The sequence below is a fragment of the Guptibacillus sedimenti genome (genome assembly GCF_028610665.1).
GTDB lineage: Bacteria > Bacillota > Bacilli > Bacillales > Guptibacillaceae > Guptibacillus > Guptibacillus sedimenti.
This window is the reverse complement of record NZ_JAQQWV010000002.1, coordinates 265,715-288,134: the sequence shown is the minus strand read 5'-3', so window position 1 is coordinate 288,134 and position 22,420 is coordinate 265,715. Positions and strand designations below refer to the sequence as shown.

At 38.8% G+C, this 22,420-nt stretch carries 30 protein-coding genes and 1 riboswitch; of the genes, 8 read left to right on the top strand and 22 right to left on the bottom strand.

Going from position 1 to position 22,420, the window contains the following annotated elements:
* The first annotated feature begins 397 nt into the window (after positions 1-397).
* On the top strand, positions 398-928 hold the full coding sequence (locus PQ578_RS09785; RefSeq protein ID WP_273833970.1) for a YceI family protein: 531 nt from the start codon (positions 398-400) through the stop codon (positions 926-928).
* A 74-nt stretch (positions 929-1,002) separates the two neighbouring features.
* Here PQ578_RS09785 and PQ578_RS09780 read toward each other — a convergent pair whose 3' ends face one another.
* Positions 1,003-1,410, bottom strand: a complete 408-nt coding sequence (locus tag PQ578_RS09780; RefSeq protein WP_273833967.1) for a VOC family protein — start codon at positions 1,408-1,410, stop codon at positions 1,003-1,005.
* A 163-nt stretch (positions 1,411-1,573) separates the two neighbouring features.
* Here PQ578_RS09780 and PQ578_RS09775 point away from each other — a divergent pair, with 163 nt between their 5' ends.
* A complete protein-coding gene (locus PQ578_RS09775) occupies positions 1,574-2,128 on the top strand; it encodes a CBO0543 family protein (protein ID WP_273833965.1) in 555 nt (184 codons plus the stop codon).
* Between the two features lie 32 nt (positions 2,129-2,160).
* Here the strand turns inward: PQ578_RS09775 and PQ578_RS09770 are convergent, their stop codons facing one another.
* Positions 2,161-2,706, bottom strand: a complete 546-nt coding sequence (locus PQ578_RS09770; protein ID WP_273833963.1) for an STM3941 family protein — start codon at positions 2,704-2,706, stop codon at positions 2,161-2,163.
* A 178-nt stretch (positions 2,707-2,884) separates the two neighbouring features.
* On the opposite strand from PQ578_RS09770, the gene PQ578_RS09765 reads away from it, so the two are divergent.
* On the top strand, positions 2,885-3,991 hold the full coding sequence (locus PQ578_RS09765; RefSeq protein WP_273833962.1) for a GerAB/ArcD/ProY family transporter: 1,107 nt from the start codon (positions 2,885-2,887) through the stop codon (positions 3,989-3,991).
* Between the two features lie 15 nt (positions 3,992-4,006).
* Here PQ578_RS09765 and PQ578_RS22415 read toward each other — a convergent pair whose 3' ends face one another.
* Positions 4,007-4,291, bottom strand: coding sequence for a M23 family metallopeptidase (locus PQ578_RS22415; RefSeq protein WP_337958013.1), 285 nt, complete (start codon positions 4,289-4,291; stop codon positions 4,007-4,009).
* Between the two features lie 309 nt (positions 4,292-4,600).
* Positions 4,601-4,683, top strand: a riboswitch (cyclic di-GMP riboswitch).
* Positions 4,684-4,694: 11 nt separating this feature from the next.
* On the opposite strand from PQ578_RS22415, the gene PQ578_RS09755 reads away from it, so the two are divergent.
* The 4 genes from PQ578_RS09755 (at position 4,695) to PQ578_RS09740 (ending at position 7,231) form a co-directional block, all read left to right on the top strand.
* Positions 4,695-5,333, top strand: a complete 639-nt coding sequence (locus tag PQ578_RS09755; protein WP_273833960.1) for an HD-GYP domain-containing protein — start codon at positions 4,695-4,697, stop codon at positions 5,331-5,333.
* Positions 5,334-5,390: 57 nt separating this feature from the next.
* Positions 5,391-5,558 (top strand): sporulation histidine kinase inhibitor Sda, encoded by a 168-nt coding sequence (gene sda, locus PQ578_RS09750; protein ID WP_160920510.1) that lies wholly within the window; start codon positions 5,391-5,393, stop codon positions 5,556-5,558.
* A 171-nt stretch (positions 5,559-5,729) separates the two neighbouring features.
* Entirely contained in the window at positions 5,730-6,572 is an 843-nt protein-coding gene (locus PQ578_RS09745) for an aldo/keto reductase (RefSeq protein WP_273833955.1), read from the top strand.
* 128 nt (positions 6,573-6,700) lie between these two features.
* Complete coding sequence (locus PQ578_RS09740) at positions 6,701-7,231, top strand: GNAT family N-acetyltransferase (RefSeq protein ID WP_273833953.1); 531 nt, start codon at positions 6,701-6,703, stop codon at positions 7,229-7,231.
* A gap of 78 nt (positions 7,232-7,309) precedes the next feature.
* Here the strand turns inward: PQ578_RS09740 and PQ578_RS09735 are convergent, their stop codons facing one another.
* From PQ578_RS09735 to PQ578_RS09720, 4 genes are all read right to left on the bottom strand, one after another.
* Positions 7,310-7,861 (bottom strand): 2'-5' RNA ligase family protein, encoded by a 552-nt coding sequence (locus PQ578_RS09735; RefSeq protein WP_273833951.1) that lies wholly within the window; start codon positions 7,859-7,861, stop codon positions 7,310-7,312.
* 69 nt (positions 7,862-7,930) lie between these two features.
* The gene (locus tag PQ578_RS09730) at positions 7,931-8,413 is read right to left on the bottom strand and encodes a GNAT family N-acetyltransferase (protein ID WP_273833949.1); all 483 of its coding nucleotides are present in this window, start codon (positions 8,411-8,413) and stop codon (positions 7,931-7,933) included.
* A 67-nt stretch (positions 8,414-8,480) separates the two neighbouring features.
* Entirely contained in the window at positions 8,481-8,768 is a 288-nt protein-coding gene (locus PQ578_RS09725) for a DUF3784 domain-containing protein (RefSeq protein WP_273833946.1), read from the bottom strand.
* 37 nt (positions 8,769-8,805) lie between these two features.
* The gene (locus PQ578_RS09720; RefSeq protein ID WP_273833944.1) at positions 8,806-9,222 is read right to left on the bottom strand and encodes a DUF4181 domain-containing protein; all 417 of its coding nucleotides are present in this window, start codon (positions 9,220-9,222) and stop codon (positions 8,806-8,808) included.
* 246 nt (positions 9,223-9,468) lie between these two features.
* On the opposite strand from PQ578_RS09720, the gene PQ578_RS09715 reads away from it, so the two are divergent.
* A complete protein-coding gene (locus tag PQ578_RS09715; protein WP_273833943.1) occupies positions 9,469-10,167 on the top strand; it encodes a YetF domain-containing protein in 699 nt (232 codons plus the stop codon).
* A 157-nt stretch (positions 10,168-10,324) separates the two neighbouring features.
* Here the strand turns inward: PQ578_RS09715 and nadD are convergent, their stop codons facing one another.
* The 15 genes from nadD to PQ578_RS09640 form a co-directional block, all read right to left on the bottom strand.
* Positions 10,325-10,948 (bottom strand): nicotinate (nicotinamide) nucleotide adenylyltransferase, encoded by a 624-nt coding sequence (gene nadD, locus PQ578_RS09710; RefSeq protein WP_273833941.1) that lies wholly within the window; start codon positions 10,946-10,948, stop codon positions 10,325-10,327.
* A gap of 208 nt (positions 10,949-11,156) precedes the next feature.
* Positions 11,157-12,611: a nicotinate phosphoribosyltransferase gene (locus PQ578_RS09705; RefSeq protein ID WP_273833939.1), complete on the bottom strand. Its 1,455-nt coding sequence runs from the start codon at positions 12,609-12,611 to the stop codon at positions 11,157-11,159.
* A 117-nt stretch (positions 12,612-12,728) separates the two neighbouring features.
* A complete protein-coding gene (locus tag PQ578_RS09700) occupies positions 12,729-13,280 on the bottom strand; it encodes a cysteine hydrolase family protein (protein ID WP_273833937.1) in 552 nt (183 codons plus the stop codon).
* Positions 13,281-13,341: 61 nt separating this feature from the next.
* Positions 13,342-14,124: an NUDIX hydrolase gene (locus tag PQ578_RS09695; protein WP_273833934.1), complete on the bottom strand. Its 783-nt coding sequence runs from the start codon at positions 14,122-14,124 to the stop codon at positions 13,342-13,344.
* A 146-nt stretch (positions 14,125-14,270) separates the two neighbouring features.
* Entirely contained in the window at positions 14,271-14,939 is a 669-nt protein-coding gene (locus PQ578_RS09690; RefSeq protein WP_337958023.1) for an HAD family hydrolase, read from the bottom strand.
* Positions 14,940-14,963: 24 nt separating this feature from the next.
* A complete protein-coding gene (locus tag PQ578_RS09685; RefSeq protein WP_273833930.1) occupies positions 14,964-15,311 on the bottom strand; it encodes a DUF4260 domain-containing protein in 348 nt (115 codons plus the stop codon).
* 43 nt (positions 15,312-15,354) lie between these two features.
* A complete protein-coding gene (locus PQ578_RS09680) occupies positions 15,355-15,951 on the bottom strand; it encodes a hypothetical protein (RefSeq protein ID WP_273833928.1) in 597 nt (198 codons plus the stop codon).
* Positions 15,952-16,041: 90 nt separating this feature from the next.
* Positions 16,042-17,343, bottom strand: coding sequence for a S41 family peptidase (locus tag PQ578_RS09675; protein WP_273833926.1), 1,302 nt, complete (start codon positions 17,341-17,343; stop codon positions 16,042-16,044).
* Positions 17,344-17,369: 26 nt separating this feature from the next.
* A complete protein-coding gene (locus PQ578_RS09670) occupies positions 17,370-17,681 on the bottom strand; it encodes a hypothetical protein (protein WP_273833925.1) in 312 nt (103 codons plus the stop codon).
* A 582-nt stretch (positions 17,682-18,263) separates the two neighbouring features.
* On the bottom strand, positions 18,264-18,896 hold the full coding sequence (locus PQ578_RS09665; RefSeq protein ID WP_273833923.1) for a lysozyme inhibitor LprI family protein: 633 nt from the start codon (positions 18,894-18,896) through the stop codon (positions 18,264-18,266).
* A gap of 152 nt (positions 18,897-19,048) precedes the next feature.
* Complete coding sequence (locus tag PQ578_RS09660) at positions 19,049-19,624, bottom strand: DUF2087 domain-containing protein (protein ID WP_166000581.1); 576 nt, start codon at positions 19,622-19,624, stop codon at positions 19,049-19,051.
* Positions 19,625-19,724: 100 nt separating this feature from the next.
* Positions 19,725-20,312 (bottom strand): GNAT family N-acetyltransferase, encoded by a 588-nt coding sequence (locus PQ578_RS09655; RefSeq protein ID WP_337958012.1) that lies wholly within the window; start codon positions 20,310-20,312, stop codon positions 19,725-19,727.
* A gap of 45 nt (positions 20,313-20,357) precedes the next feature.
* Positions 20,358-20,525 (bottom strand): hypothetical protein, encoded by a 168-nt coding sequence (locus PQ578_RS09650; protein WP_273833918.1) that lies wholly within the window; start codon positions 20,523-20,525, stop codon positions 20,358-20,360.
* 185 nt (positions 20,526-20,710) lie between these two features.
* On the bottom strand, positions 20,711-21,445 hold the full coding sequence (locus PQ578_RS09645) for a YqcI/YcgG family protein (protein WP_273833916.1): 735 nt from the start codon (positions 21,443-21,445) through the stop codon (positions 20,711-20,713).
* Between the two features lie 57 nt (positions 21,446-21,502).
* Positions 21,503-22,354, bottom strand: a complete 852-nt coding sequence (locus PQ578_RS09640) for a dimethylarginine dimethylaminohydrolase family protein (protein WP_273833914.1) — start codon at positions 22,352-22,354, stop codon at positions 21,503-21,505.
* Between the last annotated feature and the right edge of the window lie 66 nt (positions 22,355-22,420).

The following is a 22,420-nucleotide window of genomic DNA, read 5'->3' as shown; positions in this document are numbered from 1 at the left end:
AACGGTTTTTTTAAAAGCCGTTTGCCTTTTTACACGTTGCTTCTCCCCTGTTGTCTCAGGTTCATTTTCCATCGTTCCTTTTTCATTTCCTCCACTGCAAGCACAAACATGACACTTCCAAGTACCATCCATTTTTTCATTTAACTAGCTTCTTTCTTCCCTTCTACTTCCCCTCATGACACGACTTTCATTTTCGCAAACGCGATCACCCTTAATTCCCCCCATTTGCCTATCCTATTTTTACGAAAACAAGCCTTTCGCATGATGTCTTCCACTCATTTTTCTAGTTAAAAAGACAGAACTCAATATCTTGAATTAAATTATCTTGACTTCAAGATAAAAATAAGATATCTTTAATTCATACTAAAAAGCACCAATCCTTGAGGAGGAATTTTTCATGAAAACATTAACATTAGATAAGGTTCACAGTAGCTTAGATTTCCAAATTAAACATATGATGGTTTCAAAAGCAAAAGGGGAATTCACTGACTTTGACGTTGATTTCAATGGCGATCTTAATGACCTTACAGCCGCAAACATTAAAGTAACCATCTCTGTAAAGTCAATCGATACAGGTAACGAAGACCGCGACGGCCACCTTCGCTCTGGTGATTTCTTTGAAGCTGATCAATACCCAAACATGGTATTCGAAAGCAAGTCGATCAAAAAGAAATCTGACGAAGAATATGATGTAACTGGCAACTTTACCATTAAAGGCGTGACAAAAGAAGAAACGTTTACAGTTGAATATAACGGAACATCGAAAAGCCCACTTGATGGTAGCACTGTCGCTGGTTTTGACGTTTCAGGGAAAATTAACCGTGAAGCATACGGCATGACGTATAATGCAGCTATTGAGACTGGCGGTTTCTTGCTAGGAAAAGATGTTAAATTTGAAGGAAACTTTGAGTTTGTTGTAGCAGACTAATCGTATAATCATATAAAAGGCCCCATCTACTTTGTTAGTAGGATGGGGCCTTTTTTTGTTTAATCTGTTCTATCCTACTCTACTGAACCTTGCATATGCATCACTTCCCACAGGTGACCATCTAGATCCTGGAAGCTCCATGCATACATGAAACCATGATCAATGGCTTCATTTGAAGGACTTCCCCCGGCTGCTAGCGCTCGCTTCACAATCTCATCAACCTCATCATTGCTTTCAGCTGATATCGCCATAATCACTTCCGTTGATGACCTCGCGTTTACTAGCTCCTTCTGAGTGAATGTTTGAAAGAACTCCTCAACGAGCAGCATCACGAATGTATTTTCATTGATCACCATACACGTGGCATTCTTATCTGTAAATTGTGGATTGAATTCAAAACCTAGCTCTGTGAAAAAATGAATCGACTTATCCAAGTTCTTCACTGGTAAGTTAACAAACACTTGCTTTGCCGTTCGAGCCAACTCATCACCTCATTTAGGATAGTAAAGTCGCTTATTGAATTCGTCACTGATGGTCAACTTTCCTTTTAGTAAGAGATCTTTCACTTAACTTGTCAAAAGTTATACCGAATTGTAATAGCGTTTCAACAATCGATGAATACTACCCATTAAAGGAGGTATTTACATGGATCGCCAACAACAATTTGATCATATACTTTCATTAAAAAAACAACTTGAAGCGGCTTCTATCGATTACTGGCATCAGTTCTCCAATTATACGACGTGGCAATTCTGGACCATACTTGCAATGCTACTCGTCCCTCTCATTGTATTGTATTTCTTCATCGATCGTAAAAACATCTTCCTTCTTGGGTTTTTTGGCTTTTCGATTCACGTCATCGCTGCCTATCTTGACTCACTAGGGGTTAGAAAGTCCTGGTGGGATTATCCTTATATCGCAATCCCACAACTCCCTTCAAGCGTTAGCATCGATGCTTCATTCATACCCGTTTATTTTATTTTGCTTTACCAATGGTGCTTAAATAAGGAGAAAAACTACTGGCTGTATGGTACGCTTTCTGCCATTGCGTTCACATTTATCTTTAAACCGCTTTTAATTGGACTACACCTTTTTGAACTGTATACAAATTGGTTCGTCCTTTTAGCGGCCTACTTATTTGTCGTTTATGCCGCCAAACTAATCACCAATCTTTTTATTAAGATGTCGGAAAGGGCATAATGAGCTCTAGAAAAAAGGCAAAAGTGAGTCCTTTATTTAAGCGCTCCGTTCGTCTTAGAACTCTCACTTGGATGTGTTTCAACGATTCGTTTTTCCAATTCTTCAATAAGAAGGTTCTTTTGTTTTAAATGAGAAAGAACAATATTATATTGAGGATAGCCCATTCTTACATTCATTCTAGATAGCTTTTTCATCTTATTTGGCATTAACTTTGCATAGCGTTCTTCCTCCTTTAAGACAAGCCCATGAAAAGAATTGCTATGCATGCGATACGGGATAAACCCCTCAATGTCTTCCCATCGAATGTTTATTTTCTCTGTTGGAAGCACATACAGTTCCAAATCCTCAGGGGTTAGGGTTACATGGGGGTGTCCTGTGGCGACTTTTTTAGCATACATTGTGAGAATAAACAGGAAAAAACCACCACAAAGTAGCATAATGAGAGCGATTAAAATGCTACCTTCTTGAAATAAAGTATATGAAAAATACCCACCCGCCCCTACGAACAACAAGCACCCGACCATTAATAAGATTAATTTTCTTTTTGATTCGTAGAACTTCATCACCGTTTCTTCCACTCCTCTTCCCCTTTTACAAGTTAAAATTCCCTATTTAATTCCCTGGTTCCACCAATTTAAATCCATTATTTTCAATATCGTATAATCTTTCCAAATCAGCGTGGGAAAAGCCTTTTCTTCTCATTGCATTTTTTTAACTATGCTGGAGATAGTAGTAATAACCGCGGGACGATCGGAGATGGCAGTGGAGATGAAAACGAGTAAGCAAATTAATTCAGTTCAATTTCTCTTTATCATTTTCCAGACCCAGGTGGGTGTAGGTATTCTTTCCTTACCCCAGACACTCTACTCCACAGCTGGAAAAGATGGATGGATCGCAATTATACTTGCTAGTATAGGGTTTCAAGCCGTTATTTTCATTCTGTACTTTTTAAGTAAACGATTTCCTACCTTATCGCTCTATGAGTATGCACCAAAAATCATGGGACGATTGATCGGCACAATGATTTCGATCGGTTACATTTTATTTGCGGGATTAACGGCAATCCTCGTGCTCCAACTATTTCAAATAAGTATTAACACTTGGATTCTGCCTCGAACTCCTTCAATCGTAATCCTTTCTCTCCTATCAATCTCAGGTGCCTATCTTGTCCTAGGAAGAGTAAAAGTGCTCGGTCGATTCAATCAATTCGTTACGATCTTAGTTATCCCTCTCATTATTATGATTCTAGTCGCCTTAAGGCAATCCGATATACGATACATCCTACCCATTGGGGAGCACGGATTACGTCCGATTCTAAAAGCCACACCTGAAGGATTCTTTTCCATGATTGGTTTTGAGATGGCTTTATTTGTTTTTCCTTATTTACAAAACAAAGGAAAAGAAGCGCTCGTTAGTTTAACGCTCTCCAACGTAGCGGTGACGTGCTTTTACTGCCTAATTACGATTGCCACATACGTGTATTTTAGCCCAAGGCAGTTTGAAACGATTCAAGATCCAACCGTTTATATGTTAAAAGGAATCTCTTTTCTTATCATTGATCGGATTGATCTGCTATTTCTATCGATTTGGACCGTATCCGTCTTAACCTCGTTTGGATCGTATTTGTACATTTCTTCTGAGGGGATCAAGACGCTTACGAAACGTAAGAGAGCAACGTGGCCAATTATCATAACAACCTTTCTCATACTGACAATTTCACTTGTTCCTCATGACATGTTCACCATTGAAACCCTATCAAACTTTCATGCCACTGCAAGTTATTTTTTTGTATTTGGACTTCCACTACTTTTGTTAATCATTAGCACAATAAGAAAAACAGAGCTTAAGGATAAACCTCAGTAAGCTCTGTTTCACGATCTAATTACAGTTATAAGCTTTTAATCTTTGCCCAACGTAGATTTGATTCGGGTTTGAAATATTGTTCAGTGAAGCAAGGTAGTTCGTTGTTAAACCATATTTAGAGGCAATCTCTGATAGAGTGTCACCATACTTCACCGTATAATAAACCGGTCCAAAACATCCAGCTGGTGCATTGACTACAGGCCCTTTAGCTTCAACTGTAGGGGTACCTACCTGTGCTGCTCCAGCTAACAATCCAACTGAGACAAATGAAATGGTTGCGAATTTTGCAAGTTTCTTCATGTTACTCCTCCTCGATATGTATTTTTCTCATCTGATTTTCACCAAATGAGTGCACTAACATCATATCTTTAAAATGGATAATTTTGTATTGGGAAATAAAGTATATTTAATTAAAGAAATGCTTCTGTTTTATTTCTTTGTTGCCCAATAGGATTAAAGGTCGCTATAAAGAAGACCTGATTTTCTAGGTAACCAGCTGCTTTAACCTTTTGTATAAAATCGTGCATAAAACTATTAACAAACCCGCCTTTTTATGGTATTGATTAGATAAGAAATTAGAGTTCCGTAAATTTCAGAGGAACACAACACTAACAAAGAGAATGCGATGAACTATCATTTTAGCCTGGGCACTTGAATGATAGGGAGCAAGTAGTGCAACCGGCTCCTCAAAAGGAGAATGAACATGAAAAAGTGTACATTGCACGGGCACGCTCATTTATTTTCTTATCAATCACTGCAATTGATGGAACTTCTCCGTCGTCACGACCCTCCTTCCTTCCATCACTCCGTTCAATCCACAAGTTATTATATTGATTTTTGTTTGCACTACAATCTTCACTCCCTATTGAAACCGATCATCCTTCAGTCCGTTCTTTTACATGACATAGGAATGCTACTTGTTTCAAAAGAGATTCTTCAACAGAATGGACCACTCACTCTTTCTGAGAAAAGCGAGCTGGAACAACACCCAGAACTTGGCATAGAGATTTTAAGTGACTATCCAGAAATTGATTTCGAGCCTTCCTTGATCTTACATCATCACGAAAATAGTGACGGAACAGGATATCCTGATCATATGTTGAAGGAACAGCTGCCGTTTGCCGTAAATCTCCTTCGTGTGATTGATAGCTATTCCGCTATGACAATGGACCGACCTTATCGTCCAAAGCGATCAGATCAGGCCGCCATCTATGAACTTAAGAAAGATCGAAATCTGTATGATGCTCGATGCACTTTCTTGTTTGTTGCCTATATGGAAAAGCGATTAAAAGGGAAAAAGATTCTGCTTCATTATTTTGATTATGTACCCCATCAAAAATGAAAAGCAGCATATCCTTTATCGTTTCAGCTACAACAACAAATTAGGGAGGTCATCAGAATGATGTTTCTCACAAATCAGGAGTTGTTCATTGCCTATTGTGATGCGTATAAGCTTCAACTTGATCAAGCGTTTATCGAAATGTTAACTTCTGAAATTTATCGCAGGGGGCTAACTCCTCCTGATCCCCATATAGATTGTTATGAAAAAGCGAGAATGATTCGATAGGTCGCCGTAACTTAAAAGAGCTTACTCTCTTTTCGTAAGCTCTTTTATGGTGTGATAAAACCATTCCCAATTATTTTATTTGAAAATGAATTGATCACGCTTACATAAGTTTACATTTTCTAGAACGAGGTACTAGTTTAAAGAACGTACTCCAGAAAGGAATGAGTTTGGATGAAGAAATCAATTCCAGAAATCACGTTGAATGATGGCCTTACTTTACCTGCGATTGGATTTGGAACTTACAAATTAAACGGAAATCATGGTGCAACAGGCATCACAAGTGCGATTGATGTTGGCTACCGCCTCATTGATACCGCGTATAATTATGAGAATGAAGGAACGGTTGGCGAAGCCATTCGTCGCAGTACAGTTCCAAGAAACGAATTACGCATCACATCGAAACTACCAGGTCGATATCAGGAATATGAAAAAGCGGTAACGGCTATTCAAGAATCACTGTATCGTGCGAATTTAGATTACTACGATTTGTACCTCATCCACTGGCCAAATCCGAAACAAGGTCATTTTGTGGAAGCATGGCAAGCTTTAATAGATGCAAAAAAATGGGGCTTGATCCGCTCCATTGGCGTATGTAATTTCCTCCCTGAACACTTAGAACAATTGGAAAAGGAAACAGGCGTTAAGCCAAGCATCAATCAAATCGAATTGCATCCGTTCTTTAACCAAGAAGAACAAAGAAGATGGCACGAACAAAACAACATTAAAACGGAATCCTGGAGCCCACTTGCTCGGGTGAATGACATTTTAGAAAATGAAACGATCACAAAAATCGCAGAACAGCACCACAAGTCCGTGTCCCAAATCATTTTACGCTGGCACTACCAATTAGGTTCCATTCCAATCCCTAAATCTTCGTCTCCAGAACGCCAGCGTGAAAACCTCTCCATTTTCGATTTCGAATTAGATGAAACTGAAATGGCCATGATGGCTGAATTAACGCGTCCAAATGGTCGCATCAATGATCAAGATCCGGCTACTTACGAAGAATTTTAAAGAAATAGGAAGAGGATAGCCACTCGGCTATCCTCTTTGTTAGATAACAAACCTTGTTTCATCCTTCACAAAAAGACATGCGAATTCATTTCAATATGCTATATTTAGTGCAAAAGGAGTGAAGATTAATGGACACGATAAGGGTTTTACAATCGATTGATTTTGAAGATTCAATCCTTGATTCTTTTGAACGTAAACAAGAAACAACACAGGTACTAGTTGTTGAATCGAACAGGTTAAACGAAAAGGAGGATCGATTTGAGGACGATTGGACAATTGAGAGAAAACGAGAAATTGTGAATCACTTCAAGTCAACCATCACTTGTGGCGGGGCTGTCATTGTAGCTGAACAAGGGAACAAAGTCCTTGCCTTCGCTGTTATTGAAGCTGAGACATTTGGAGAGCGCTCAACTTATCGTGAACTTTCTTACGTCCATACTTCATTACCCTATAGAGGAATGGGAATCGGCCACAGACTATTTGTCAAAGCGAAAGACATTGCAAAGCAATTGGGCGTAGAAAAGTTGTATATTGGTGCTCACCCCTCTGTTGAAACGCAGCGCTTTTACAAAAGGATGGGATGCATTATTGCTAAAGAAATGAATCGTGAAATCTATGAACGAGAAATGCGTGATATTCAATTAGAAATCACTTTATAGCACGTTTGAACTACGGCCCTATTAGATCTTTTATTAAGCAAGTAACGCTTCTAATCTCTGAGTTATAAAGTTTATCTTCTACCTTAATCGCTTGGAGTAGATGATCGGAGCCTCCATTCCTTCTTCACTTTCATCGATTCGTTCAATCAACGCTACCTCTTCAATCCTGCCATAAATCGTATCACTATGATCAAAGCAATATTGATAAACTTTTGCTAGTTCTTCTGAAGATAAATCATTTGCTAATGTACAATGAGGAATCCATTTACCCGGTAAATATAACGGATTGGCACTCCCATTAAAGCGTTCGAAATGATGATGATGCGCGGAATGAAGGGAGAGTAAATTCTCCGTTACGGTAGGTGTTAGAAAGATCGTTCCATAGTTTAAGAACGAACTAATCGTATTAAACGTAAGCTCCACCTTCTCTACCTCTTCATAAAAGGCATCGATTTTTCTTATGTATTCTTCCTTATCTAACTCCTCATAACTTGCGAGCGTGATGTGTGGTCTACCGTCCTTCACTTCATCGATATAGTAGGAAAGAGATTGCTCCTTAAGCTCCTGCCATATTGCTTTCACCTGCGCCTCAGTCTGTTCATCAAAAAGGGCTATGAACCAATACATCATTAGCCGCCTTTCTCCTTCTTATTTTTTTCTTATTATCCTCTCTTCCCTTTAACATAATTATTGAACCTTTCATGGACGACAAAGTTGAAACACCGACTGCTCTTCCCCAAATCGTTCAAGCTGTCCTACACAAGTCATTCCTACTTTTTGTAACAGACGACAAGATGACGTATTCTGCGTTTGTGTCTCTGCCACGATTTCATCTAAATTTAATTCGTTAAATCCATACTCGATAACGTCTGTCACAACTTCCCCCGCATACCCATGGCCCCAAAACTCCGGAAGAAATTGATACCCTACTTCTGTTTTCACCCCATCACGATACGTATCAAGAAAAACGATACCGATAAATTCCTTTGAATTCCTTAGGAAAACAGTCCAATAGGAAGACGTTTTTTGCGAGTTAATCATGCTGTTAAACCCTTGTTCAAATGTTTCATCATCAACGGTTCCACCTAAATACTTTCGAACTTGTTCACTCTTATACAATCTTTTAACATGTTGCTTATCCGTTTCCAAAAATAACCGTAGCTCACATCTTACTGTGTTCATGCATTCTCCTCCTAATTTATTCCCCTAAATAAATACCCACTTAGTCATCAAGTGGGTATGCGACAACCTATGAATCAAGTAACCTTCGATTAATCAAAACCGCAACAACTCCAAACAAAATCACCATTGTTACGACGATGATCGTACCTTCATTAGCAAAATCGACTACGCTAAGGATGATCGTAAGTAAACCTAACGGAACAAAAAACAGCAAGCCGACAAGCGTGCCTAATAGGGATTTGTTTTTCACCATCTTTTCATTAAAACCTGCCAGTAACCACGTTTGTTTCTTCACCCCCACCAAATAAGAAACGATTAAGAGAGCGATCCCGATGATGAATAAACCGACATCCATATTGAATCCTCCTTTTTCCACATGTTTTTCGACTATTTCACAAGAGCCAAAAGAAGTTGGTTCGAAACAATGAAAGTAAAAAAGCAACGATTATTCCAAGTTGAAAAAGCGTAAAAAGATAATCATTTTTATTCTCTGCGTACAGTTTCTCCATAATCGCTCTTGCGGTTTCCAGTACAATGATAAACACAAACATGATGATGTGAGTCTGAAGATACCAGAGCGGTTCTAATGGAATACGCTCTATATTAATAAATAAACTACTAATCAATAGCAGCATGAAACTAATCCGAATCGCCCAGTCAATTTTTCGATGTGTGCCATTCACATGGTTATAAGAAAACATGCTTTTCTTTTCAACCTTAAGCCACTTCCGTAAAGCTTTGTTCAAATAGTAGAGGCCCAGACAGAAAGCAGACAGGACCAATATAACGGTGATCCAAAAAGTCTCCAATAGTGAGCTCCTTTCAAACAATGGTTCATCTGAAGCCTATTAGCCCAAATAATTTAAAGTACCGTACGGGATTTAGAACAGCATCCTAACACCGTTCCCTTCGCGATTTTACATAAAATGTTTTTTCTTGGTATTCTCTATACGAAAACGATTCGTAATAAGTTTCATTTGGAAAACCTGAATACAGTTTTGAAACTAACACACTCTAAAAGACAGCTACTAAATACTATTGAAAGGACCAAAATCATGGAACTGATTACATTACTCATCAGACTATCTCTTTCATTTATCACATTACTGTTATTAACAAGAATCATGGGAAGAAAAGAAATTTCGCAAATGACCTTTTTCAATTTCGTCTCTGCCATCGCACTCGGAACGTTAGGCGCTTCTCTTGCCATTGACTCTTCGATAAGTGTGAGAAATGGGATGATTGCTCTTGTGGCCTGGACCCTATTTACTATTCTGATGGGGTATGCGGATTTAAAATCAAAAACAATCAGGTTAGGGGTTGAAGGGAGTCCAAAAATCATTGTCCGTAACGGAAAAATAATGGAAAACGAGCTTCGTAAACTTCGACTCGACATTGATGCCCTTAACCTCTTGCTCCGAAAAAAGAACGTCTTTTCTTTAAAAGACGTCGACTATGCCATTTTTGAAACCGACGGAACGTTATCTGTCTTAAAGAAAGATAACAAGCAACCGGTAACGAAAGGAGATCAAGGTATTACTTCAAAAACGCAAAAGATCTATCCCTTCTCTGCCCCCTTAATTGAGGACGGCCAACTAAATCGGAATACCTTACACGAAATGAATGTGGATGAAGGATGGCTACTTCAACAAATTCAGGCAAAGGGGATTCAATCCCTCTCAGACGTGTTTTATGCAGAATTACAAAAGGATGGTTCATTGTTTATCGATAAACGGGAGGATCGCTTGCATTAAAGAAGGTAGGAAATATCCCTTTGAATAAAAGGATTTTTACGTAGTTATTGTTACTTACACATAACCCGCTTAGAGGAAGAATATCTGCTCTTCCATTCCCTAAAAAAACCTGTCTGTTTTTGTATGTAAGTCTTCATCGTTGGTTTTTGTATCGTCATCATTTTTCCTCCAAGATATACAATGAATTGGCAAGAATGTAATCATAACAATCATCTGGAAGTAAATACCTCGGTGCACCACCCATAGATAGTTCGTCACGGATATAGCTAGAACTAATCTCCATAGCAATTCCTTTGTCTAGTAAGTGAAACGTACCATCGTCATTATTGCGAAGAAGTGGAGAACTGCTAATTGCTTTTAACATATCTATACCATCACGAGCCATTACGATAAATTTATTCTCCTTAATCAACTTTTCTGATTTACCCCATCTGCCTTCTGCAATATCAACAAGTAAGTCGGCACCCATAATAAAGTAAATTTCATCATCTGGATAAACCTTTTTGAAGTGGCTTAATGTTTCATAAGTTGTTAGGTGCCAGCCTTCTTGATTTATTTCATAATCACTTAAAACAAATGTTTCGTTGTTTTTCGTCGCTAAAGATAAAAGGTTCCAACGGTCTTCATTGCTTGTTTTGATCATTTTATCTCGACGTTTATTTGAACAGGGCAAGAAAACAACCTTATCAAGTTTGCATCTATTTGCAATCGTGTTCGCAGTCCATAAATGGACATTTGTAATTGGATCGAAAGAAGATCCATAGATACCGATTTTCGCCATATAAAATACCCCTCCAAATTTTTTTCGCACCATTAATGCGTATCATCTTAACAGGACCCACCACGCCTCTTGTAAATGCGGACCAAGGTGGGTCGTTTTTTTATGCAAGAACATATAAAAAAGAAACTTCTGAAAGATACTAATACCCTTATAGAACAGGTTTTTCGCCAAAATATTTAGCGGCATAACATGTAGAGAGGCGCCACAGCTAGAGTGAAACCGTTTCTTTAATTTGTTGGATCTTGTTCATTTTGTTATCCCAACAAGATTGGCTTAAATCAACTGGGTACTCTTCGGGCATTTTCAACCGTTTGTATTCATCCCACAAGAGGTTTAAATTGTCCTTAACAAATGCTTGCACATCTTGAAGCGGAGGGCACTTATACACAAGTTCACCATCTTGAAAGATCGTATGGTGAAGATCTCTCGCTTCAAAGTTAGTGACAAATTTACTTATATACGTGTGGACGGGGTGGAACATTTTTAATCGTTCTTCTTCTTGAGGTTTTTCGTGTGCTAACGCAATGTAATCTCCTTCTGATTTTCCGTTGGATTTATTAATGATACGATAGACTTTTTTCAAGCCTGGAGTAGAAACTTTTTCTGGATTAGCACTAATTTTAATCGTATCTGCCATCTGGCCATTTTCATCTTCTATTGAAACGAGTTTGTATACTGCACCAAGAGCTGGTTGATCGAAACCTGTAATCACCTTCGTACCAACTCCCCAAATATCAATTTTAGCTCCTTGGGACTTCAAATCCGTAATCGTATATTCATCCAAATCATTTGAGGCTGCGATCTTCGTATTTTTGTATCCTGCTTGATCCAGTTTCTTTCTTGCCTCTTTTGATAGGAAGGAGAGGTCACCGCTATCAAGGCGAATGGCTTTGAAGTGAATGTTGTCCCCCTCTTCGTCCGCAACTCTAATCGCATTTGGAACACCTGACTTTAATGTGTCATACGTATCAACTAAGAAAGTGCACTCTCGATGAGTAGTTGCATACTTCTTAAATGCGGTGTATTCATCGCGATAGGCTTGAACAAGTGAGTGAGCGTGAGTTCCAGCGATCGGTATCCCGAATTTCTTACCTGCTCTTACGTTGGAAGTAGCGGAGAACCCTGCGATATAAGCGGCTCTTGTTCCATATATCCCAGCATCAAATTCCTGGCTTCTTCTAGATCCGAATTCCATTGCTGTACCATCACCAATCGCTTGAACGATTCGGGAAGCTTTCGTTGCAATCAATGTGTGATAATTTACGATTGAAAGTAGAGGTGTCTCAATTAGCTGCGCTTCCAATAATGGCGCTTCAATGCGAATGATAGGTTCGTTGCCAAAAACAACTTCACCTTCTTTCATTGATTGAATGGTTCCTGTAAAACGGACTGTACTCAAGTATTTAAGAAAGTCTTCTTTGTAGCCCTGATCCCGAAGATACGCCAAATCACTTTCGGAGAAACGAAACTCTTTTAAGTATTCAATAATTCGTTCAAGACCAGCGAAGAGGGCATAGCCACTTCCAAATGGGAGTTTCCTGAAAAACACTTCAAAAACAGCTTTTCTGTTATGAAAGTTATCTCTCCAGTAGGATTCTGCCATATTGATTTGATAAAGATCAGTGTGTAGAGCAAAGCTATCGTCAACATACGTATTCGTCATAGTGGATTCCTCCTAGAAATTTATAAGTGTAAAAAGAGTATGGAAAACAATTAGTTGATTCTCCTTTTATCCGTTTGATAGGAAGGCTATATTCAATAAGACGTACAGAGCGGGAACTTAAATAACATAAGCTCCTAAACAAGCTTTAAAGTGACCAAGAGCCCACTCGTGCCCAATTTGATTGAAGCTAGCCACTGCATCTTTGTGAACAACGATCTTAAACCCCTTGTTGTAAGCATCAACAGCAGTATGGAGAACACATATGTCTGTACATACCCCTACTAGGTGTAATTCTGATATTCCCCGTTCTCGTAACTTTAATTCAAGATCTGTGCCCCCAAAAGCAGAGTAGCGTGTTTTGTCCATCCAATAAACGTCCTGGAGAAAATAGTTATCTTCGTATAGTCGATTCAACTCGCCATATAAGTTTCTGCCATTGCTACCAGATAAGTTGTGAGCAGGGAAGAGATTGGTTTCTGGATGATAGCGATCATTTTTATGATGGATATCGACTGCAAAAACTACATAATCACCGTCATCAATGAACTGTTTGGTTACGGATAAAATGTTCTCTTCAATTTGTTGAGCGGGTTTACCACACGTCAAAGCACCCTTTTCAGAAACAAAATCATTCGTATAATCAATATTAATCAATGCTTTTTTACTCACAACAAAAACCTCCTAATTTAATTAACATTTAACATATTGTTTATTATTAAATCTAAAAAAATTAATATCTTGCTGTGTAGATCGGTTTGATGATATCAGCATCCGTATGAACAAATCGGTACAACTGAGTCGGAATTTTTGATGTTCTCTGTGTCTTTTTACCCTCAACAACCTCAATGAAGGGAAGGGACTTAATTTTTCTAGCAAAACCTGCATCGCTTGAAATAGCCGAATCGTCCGCAACAGTCAAAAGGACAGATTGTAATTCAGAATAAGTAAATTGTTCTGGCAAAAAGTTTTTAGCAACTGTCGTCAGAAGAAGATCCTGCTTAATGACTGCAAAAGCCTCTTTGATAATTTGCCTGTGATCAAAAGCAAGGTTAAGGTTGTAAACTTCATCCATCGAAAACAACGCTACTTCCGCTGCATCGTCATCAGCTCTTCTTTTAGCGAGTTGTTGAGAGGAGACAATGGCATAATGGGCATTTGAGATAATCCAACCGCGAGGATCTCTACCTGGCTTATCATAAATACCGAAATGTTTTAGATGTATTTTGGATACACCCGTTTCTTCAAATAGTTCTCGACCTGCAGCTTCAAATGCTGTTTCATCATCTTGAACGAAACCACCAGGTAGAGCCCACTTGTCAGCTTCGATATTGACCTGTTTTTCGTTATTCTGTTTCGCTCGTTTGATCAACATAAGTTTTAGCGTCATCTTGGATGGTTTATAATCGGCGTTCTTTTCTGAAACGATTGTGAAAACTGCGATATCAGAAGTATAACCATCTGGAGTGCGATACTTTTTAACATCGTATTGATCAAGCGCTTCTTGATTTGACATGGTTTTCCCCCTTTACATACATAATATGCTTTTATTTATTTTTTATTTAACAAAATGTTAATTATTATCTTTATTATATCTCAAGTTAAATAAAATACAATCGTTTACATTCTTTTTTAAAAAATACCGTTCATAAAATGATTCTTCTAAACCTCTGCTAAATTTAATTCGGTCAATACCATTGTTAGTTCGTTTAAATCATGAATCACTCGGTCTGCCTGAGCGAGTTCCTCTTCTTTTGCAAAATCAAAATGACAGCCGATGGAAACGAATCCATTTTCTTTGGCTGCGTTTATATCGGATAAGCGATCCCCTACAACGGCCGCTTCCGTTAGCTCATATTTCTCTGCAATCTTTTGAACTAAATCCGATTTATTCAAAGAGTTCACGTGTTGGATGCTAAACGTTTCCGTCACCCAACGATCTAACTCGTAGTGATGAACAATGGCATTTAAATAATCCGTTAGACCATTACTCGCTATGTATATGGAGCACTGACTTTCTTTAAGCGAAGTAAAAACTTCCTTCACATTCGGATACAGTTCGCCTTTCCCTTCCTTGATGTTCTCCATCAACCGTTTCAAAAAATACTCATCTGTTTGTTCTCTTACTTCTATCGAATGATCGGGCAACAAAGCTTCCCATACTTTTGGTAATGGGACGCCCATGATCTCACGGTATTGATCAATGGGGGTTTTCCCATCCCATTGGTTGATTGACCTTAAATATTGGAACGTATCCTCTAAAGATACGGCAAGAATTTTATTTGTTTGAAAAAGCGTTCCATCCATATCAAAAATGACGGCTTGCATGATGAGTCTCTCCTCCTTAGTTAATCATTAGACTTTTTGTAGATGCGTCTCTTTAAATTGAGATGGGTACTTTAAGCCATAGCCTACAGTTCGATCCATTCCGATATGCGCGATCCAGATGAGGCTGAGTGCGAGAGGTAAATCTAGCTTCAAACTCACACTTAGGATGAGAAGAAGAAGCGGAATGAGGTAGGTGTGGCCAATATTGTAAACGAGAGCACCAATACTATTGTTCACCAGGTATCCTAACATAAAGAGGTCAGGGAGGAATAAACAAAGAATGAACAACCACCAACTTGCATCGATTGACGCGTAGAAATATAAAGAGCCAATGAAAACAATTAACCCTTCCGAATGCAATAATCCTTTACTCATAAAGTGTCCTCATCTCCTATCTTTTTGCCGATTCGCGCAGTGACTATTGCTCGTTATCCTTCGTTACTTCCAACTTAAAAACAACGGCATATTCCGCCTCTTCCACTGATTTCGGTAAGGTTGATTTATTTTCATTGCTCTCGATCGATAGTTCATTTTGACTTGTTCCGATTAGGTAAGACAAGTAAACAGGTTCCCCTTTCTTCATAGTCACTTTGTCTTCTATATTCACAAAGCTGAAGCTGCCAAGATCATCTGGAAGAAATTCGGTTCCTCGGGCATATCCATTCGGTTCTCCAAGTGTAAGAAAGGCTTTCTCTTCTTCCATTAAGAGCTGAAACGAGTGAAGTGCCTCATTAAATTCTCCAGGTTTTGATACCGAGGAAAGAATGTTTCGTTTGTTTCCATTTTCATATACATCAATGGAAGCCTTCAACATCTCTCCTTTATTTACTTCACCTGTTATCGTATAAAACGTTTGATAATCAACACCTGTTTGATTCACAATCATTTGCTCTCGCTCGGATAACTCAGCAGGTTCAATCTCTAAAGAAGTTTCGCTTATCGCTCCACTGCTTTCTTGGTTCGAACAAGCCACCATAACCAACGCAACTCCCAATAGAACAATAAGGCGTTTCATTTTCCATCCTCCTTTATGCGCTGTATTTCTATAGAGGGCTGTTTATTGTATTCTCTTACATCGTAAACATTCGCCATCTGGTGAGCTTCATTACTTTTCCTTATATAGCTCCCGTACAGCCATGATCAAGTCAACATCTTCTTTTAAATGGGAAGGGGTCCACCTCACATATTTGTCGGGTTGTATTCCTTTTTCACTCATCCCTTTTCCTTGATCTACACGAGATGACTTTGACGTCGGATACATCAGTTGAAAACGATTATTCCACTCTTTGAAAGCGACATTTGCGTAGTCATTCATTCCTAACGTCGGTCTACCTAACACCGTTACCTTGGAAGAATGCTTACACGTTTCGACGAAAGAATCCCCAGAGCTTCCACAGAATACATCGGATAGAATAATAACCTTTTCAGGGCCTGCTTTGGTTTCAAAGACAAGATCCTCTTCTAATTCTGATAAGTTCAGTTCAACAAATCCTTCTCCTCGATGATGATCTAATTCTCTTATTATCATCTTAATTTGATGCCGGGTTTCTTCATCCTGGATTGAAGCCAATGCCTCTTCAAGCATTTGAATTCGTAACTTAACATTTCTTTCGGTACAATTAGTTAAAGCTGTTTCATTTAAAAAATCACGAAGATCTACTTTTCCTCCATTAAATAAATAAGGCAACAATTCAAAATAAGCAAGATCACTTCCCCCTCTATTTAATCGCACGTCAATAATTAAGAATGGATAGGTTGATAGTTTATCTTCGTTATGACGAATCAATTGCCCAATCGCATCATGATTCATAAAATCAGTTATTTTCATATAAAGAAGATCTTTCTGTAATTCTTGAATGCTATATTCCGCTTTATAAGGAATCGGCTCGTATGACCTTAATGCTAAAGAAGCCTGATCACCTTGTTTCGTTTCAATTTCTGCTTTTGCAAAGCGTAGTAATATTGGTTCCCATTTTTGTCTTTCTTGAATAGTTGTTCGAAGCTCCTTTGCATATTTCTTTGCTATTTGTGCAATGCCAATTCCATCTAATGCCACGATCTGATCACCAGTATTGATTCGCTTCTCGTTTGATGAGGATGTGACATAGAGCCTGTTTTCAAACCGTCTTACCGTAAACCCGATATCCTTTTTCGTATTAAGAAGATCCGTAAACCCTGTATGTAAATCGTTAAAATCCAACAAATAGCTTTGCACGAGGTCAACAAATTTTCGATCGTCCATCTCATGGATCTGATCTAAGTAAAATTCCGGTTGATCCCACTCAGCTTTATCCTCATAACCTGCATAATCATGATGCATGATCTCAATAATGTCACGAAACACATCCAGGTATATTTCATCGCTTTCCTGTCTGACCGGCATGCTACTATTTATCTGTTTACGCAACGATCTCTCACTCCTTAAATATCCGCTTAATAGAAAGCAACAATTGTCAAAATTAAACTTATCAGTGTATACAGTAAGGAACCATAAAACACAGCTCCAACATTCACTTTCATTTCGCTATCTCTTTGAATTTTCCACCCTGCTTGACTCGCTTCGAAATTTGTTGCATCTGATAGAATCCCTCCACTACTATTGAAAAAATAAAGGATCACTGATAAGCCAATTCCAATGAGAAAACTCCATTCAAAATACGAGAAAGAAAAGAATGCGCTTGCTGCCCATACGATTAGACCGATTATAAGAGATGCTACGATTGCCTTAGCGATTACCTTTTTCAAAAATATCCCGCCTTCACTAGTTCATTCTACGTCTTTCTATCGCTAAAGGTTTCGTTATTACGGAATATTCAAACGAAACAGACAACGGCATGCTCAATAATTAATTAGTGTTTATATATAGAAGCGTATGGATAGCTCTAATTCTATTTAGAGGATTTAGAGATTTTAATTTACTCCAAAAAAGCTGAATCCAAGCATTTCTCCTATTCTATGATTTCTCCATTTAAAAACCTTGTCTGACAATATGGGCAACGATAAATGTCATTTAGATCTTTATCGTTGTCAAATCGTAACGGCAATCTCTTTCTGCACACCGGACATCTCCAAAAAAGAAAAGTCGTGATAAAAAAGAGGCTTAAAAGCGAGAGACCAAACAAAGTCACCCACCATCCCCCGACAAAACTTCCAAGGATGTTTAAAGGCATGGAGATAAATAAAAAGACAAGTGAAATCCTTCTATAAATCATGATGTCTCTCACTTTTGGTGCCACAAAATCACTCACCTTTTCCTTCATTTGCGTCTTAGCAGATGCACTAGTGTATTTATGTAGCATCACACAGACAAAAACGATAACCTAACCATCAGTTCATATACTTAGCAACTAACGCATAGCATCTTTCTCGTGTAAGACTCGCTTGCGTTGCGACATATTCTAATGATTCGGTGGAACCCCCTTCGTATTTAAGTGAGGCTTTTTTGGCAGCTTCATCCCTATGGTCTACCCAGTTTCGTTGTTCTTCTCTTAATTGATCCATCTCATCCGAAGGAAGCTGTGCCTGAAGCACTCCATATATTTCGTTCAACATCTTATCCCAATTTTGATACCTTTCCGCCTCTTGTTCTTCCATTTCTACAATCGTTTCTTTCACTTCTACATTTCGATCCGATTCATACATGCTATTTAGTTTCTTGAAGTATTTTTCTTTTTGATTTTCCTGGTTTTCAACATTAAGTTGATCGGAATTTTCCTTCTCTCCATTCGTTGAATCTTCCGTTGTACGAGCTGATGCATCCTCTTGCTTATTTACGTCTAGATCGTCAGCACTCGTATCTTCTCCGACTTCTTCAGCTGAATCATCCTCTTCTGTCAGTTGAGGAGATGTGTTACTTGAGAGCTGGTTGTTCGATTGAGCACTAGACTCATTAGTTGAATTTCCACAAGCGGACAGAGCAAAGGTTAGCAAAATCATGGATAACTTCGTTTGCAATTTCATCTGATAAATCCTCCATTTTAATGAAAAAATCGTATGTATGAGCTACCACCTTAGGCATTACCAATTATTTCAAAACAAGAAGAATATTTCAATTATTTATTTCCTTTTTATTTCCTAACCCAAAGAAAAAAGCACAATCTGCGATTGCGCTTTTAGTCGATCGTTGCCCACATTTCTTCTGGATTTAGTTCGTAGATGTTATTCTCTCGGTACATAAAATGGTTGATAATAAACTCGCGACGAATTGTCGCAAAGTCAGGATGGAACCGTTTGATATACTCATTTATTTCTTTCTCCGGATACTTTTTCCCTCGTTCTAATCCATTTATCAAGTGCTTCAGAATGATGATCTTTTTCTTTCGTTGAGAAGGGAGGTGCTTTAACGTTCCATCTGCTTCGATAAAATTATTAACGACAGCTTGCGCTTTCAATGCATCGTCCTCCTTGTCTTGTTCAGGCTGGTAGAGCATCTTCGGTAATGCTTCAGAATAAGAGCGGAATTTTTTCTCGTCAATATAATAGTAGATTGTATTCTTATCTCTACGCTGATACACAATGCCAGTATCTCTTAATTTCGTCATGTGATGCGTGATCGTAGGTGCTTTTAATCCCAACTTGCCAGCGATGGCTTGTCCATGGAGAGGACCTGTCGCTAGTAAGGAAAGAATTCTTATACGAGTTGGATCACCTAGTGTTTTATGAAAATTGACTAATCTGTTTAACTGCACTCTGTTCCACCTCCCATCTAATTAGATAAATAACTAATTAGATAGTAATCTAATTTTAATGATTCGTCAACAAAATAAAACGACCTAGAAAAAGGTCGTTTCATTCCCAAATTTGGTTTTGGATAGGACAAGATTTCAAGTAATCTTCCGAAACAATCGCGAACATTTTTAAATCATGAAACTTCCCCTTGGCAAACATCGCGTTTCTCATGGTTCCTTCAAATGACATGCCGACCTTTTCCATCACTTGCGCAGAACCTTCGTTTTCATTGAAACACCTGGCTTGAATGCGTTCTAACTGAAGTTCTTCAAATCCATAGGTAATGATTCTCCTGGCCACTTCCGTCATATACCCTTTTCCCCAGCATTCCTCTGAAAGCACATAGCCGATTTCCGCGTTTCGATGACGTTCTTGAATCGCAACAAAATCAATTGTTCCAACAAGCTTTCCGGTTGATTTTAACTCCATTCCCCACAGCGCTTTCGTTCCTTGTTCATATCCTTCTACAATCATATCCACAAACACCCTTGTGTCCGCTACCGTCTGATGTGTTTCCCAGCTTACCTGTTTCGAAACGTTCGGATTCGAACCATAATCAAAAATAGCTGGGATATCATCCATATTTATTTTCCGTAGATGAAAATGTTCCGTTTCTAGATTTGGTAACCCTTTCATTATGCTGTTCAATAAAAACGCCTCCTCTGCGGCATTCTCCTTATCCATTTATGAAGATCAAATAAACATATACAACCACTTCATTAAGATCAAAGTGAAAAGGATCAGCACGATGCTTTTTAATTCAGAAGTTGGAGAAGGCTGTTCCCCTTTTTCTCGTACTTTTCGTCTATACTCATTCTGAATTTTAAAGAAACCCTTTTTCTCTTTCTTTTGACCCTTCATCTGAGTACCTCCCAGGAAAAACCCAAACTTGGTTCACCTTACAGGTAGGAGAATCTTTGCATTGATATTACGTTACATTTTAACATATTATTCCACAATCTGTTCACGCACCTTTACGCAAATAACCTGAGCAGGAACTCTCCCTACTCAGGCTGATCGGCGTTTACTGTATAATTGTTTATTCTTTAAGAACCTTTATGAAAGAAAGGACACTTCCCTTCAATTGGCGTCACGTCGTCACCGATAAACGACTGTTTCCATTCATTGTGATCGGGGTCGCCGAAATGACTAATATCCGGGTGCTTCGGAAGCTGGTCCCATGCCTCCACACGAGCGCGAACTTTTTCACGTGACATAATGCCGCCTTTTTCAGTACCTTCCAACCCCTGGAAAATGGCTCGAGGTTGAAATCCGAGAATCAAGCTATTGCCAAGGTTTCTTGTTTTACGCTGCTTGTAAGCTGGCGCATTGCCAAAGGTAAAGATCGGCTCTCCAGCAAAGTGAAAGTCCCATAAGTAGTGCTCTGGATCTTTCGGTGCATCGCTCGGCCAAGGAAATCGATCGTGATTATGTAAATATTGAAGGATATCCCAGAACTGCGATCGATACTCATCAATGGACTTTTCTTTGCTTTCGGGCTCTACGAAAATGAATAAGCCGTGTCTGATTTTTGTTGGCTTTTGGAATAAGCTTAGAAAGCTTTCAACGGCCTCCGGTAAATTCGACCAATCCTTATGTTCAATATAAGCATAGCGAAGTTCACCTTTAAGCTGAGCAGTTCGACCAAAAAAACATGGGAAGGTCGGGTCTGTTACTAATTGGCTGAAGGTCTCATACTCCGCCTTCAACCACTTTGGAAGATCTTCACGAGTTTCAATATCTTCTTTCGTTAACAAGTAGCGACTTTCTGTTTTTAACATTCTCACGTCTCCTTTTTTATGAGTTGGCTAGCGACAAAATCGACTCCCGCTAGAAGATTAGCTTCGTTCAAGCGGAAGAGTACAGCAGCGAAAGGACCCACCAGATTTAATAATCTCAGAGAAATCAATCGGGAGAACGTGGAACCCATGCGCCGTTAAGATGCGGTTCAAGCGTTTGTTTTGCGAAAGACTGACAATCTTCCCCTCTCCAATTGAAAGCACATTCGGTCCCATATAGAACTGTTCTTCCTCTGTAACGTGAATTAACTGAAATCGCGCTTCCAATTTTCTTAAATCATCTTTTGTAAAAGCAGGTGGATAAACAAGTGCGATCTCTTCACTAACAATGTTAAATACGCAATCCAGGTGAAGGATATCCTCTCTTAACGACAATGATTCAACGGTATAAGCTGGCAAACGCTTTTGTAGTTCTTGAATTGCGACTTGTGACGTTCGACCGCTATTCCCAACCCAAATCGTGGAACCGTCCACCACGACATCGCCACCTTCAATAGATTCTGGTAAACCTTCCTGGTAAGAGATTTCATTCTCGTCAAGGAACGCTTTTACCGTATTCACTTCCGGCTGGCGTACTTGTTCATTCATCGTCGCAACGAATAGTTCATCGTGAATCGTAAAGCCAATATCACGAGTAAAAACTTGCTCAGGAAGACTCGATGCAGCTTGCAGTTCACTTACGTTAGCACCATTTGCTTCTAACACTTTCACAAATGCCTCGTGTTGCTCGAGAGCTAGCGGAATGTTAATGTTGCTCTTTTCATAATGCTTTTGGGTTTCATTTATTATTTCTGTAATTCTCATAAATGATGGTTTTACAACCAACACGTTTTTGAGAGTTTCGTATTCGGACTTGCACTGAATTTTGTGACCAACGGCGACTCCGTTCATTTTTCTAACCTCCACCAAATCTCACATTTTAAAACCTCAATTCCCTCTCATTCAAAACGCAAAACC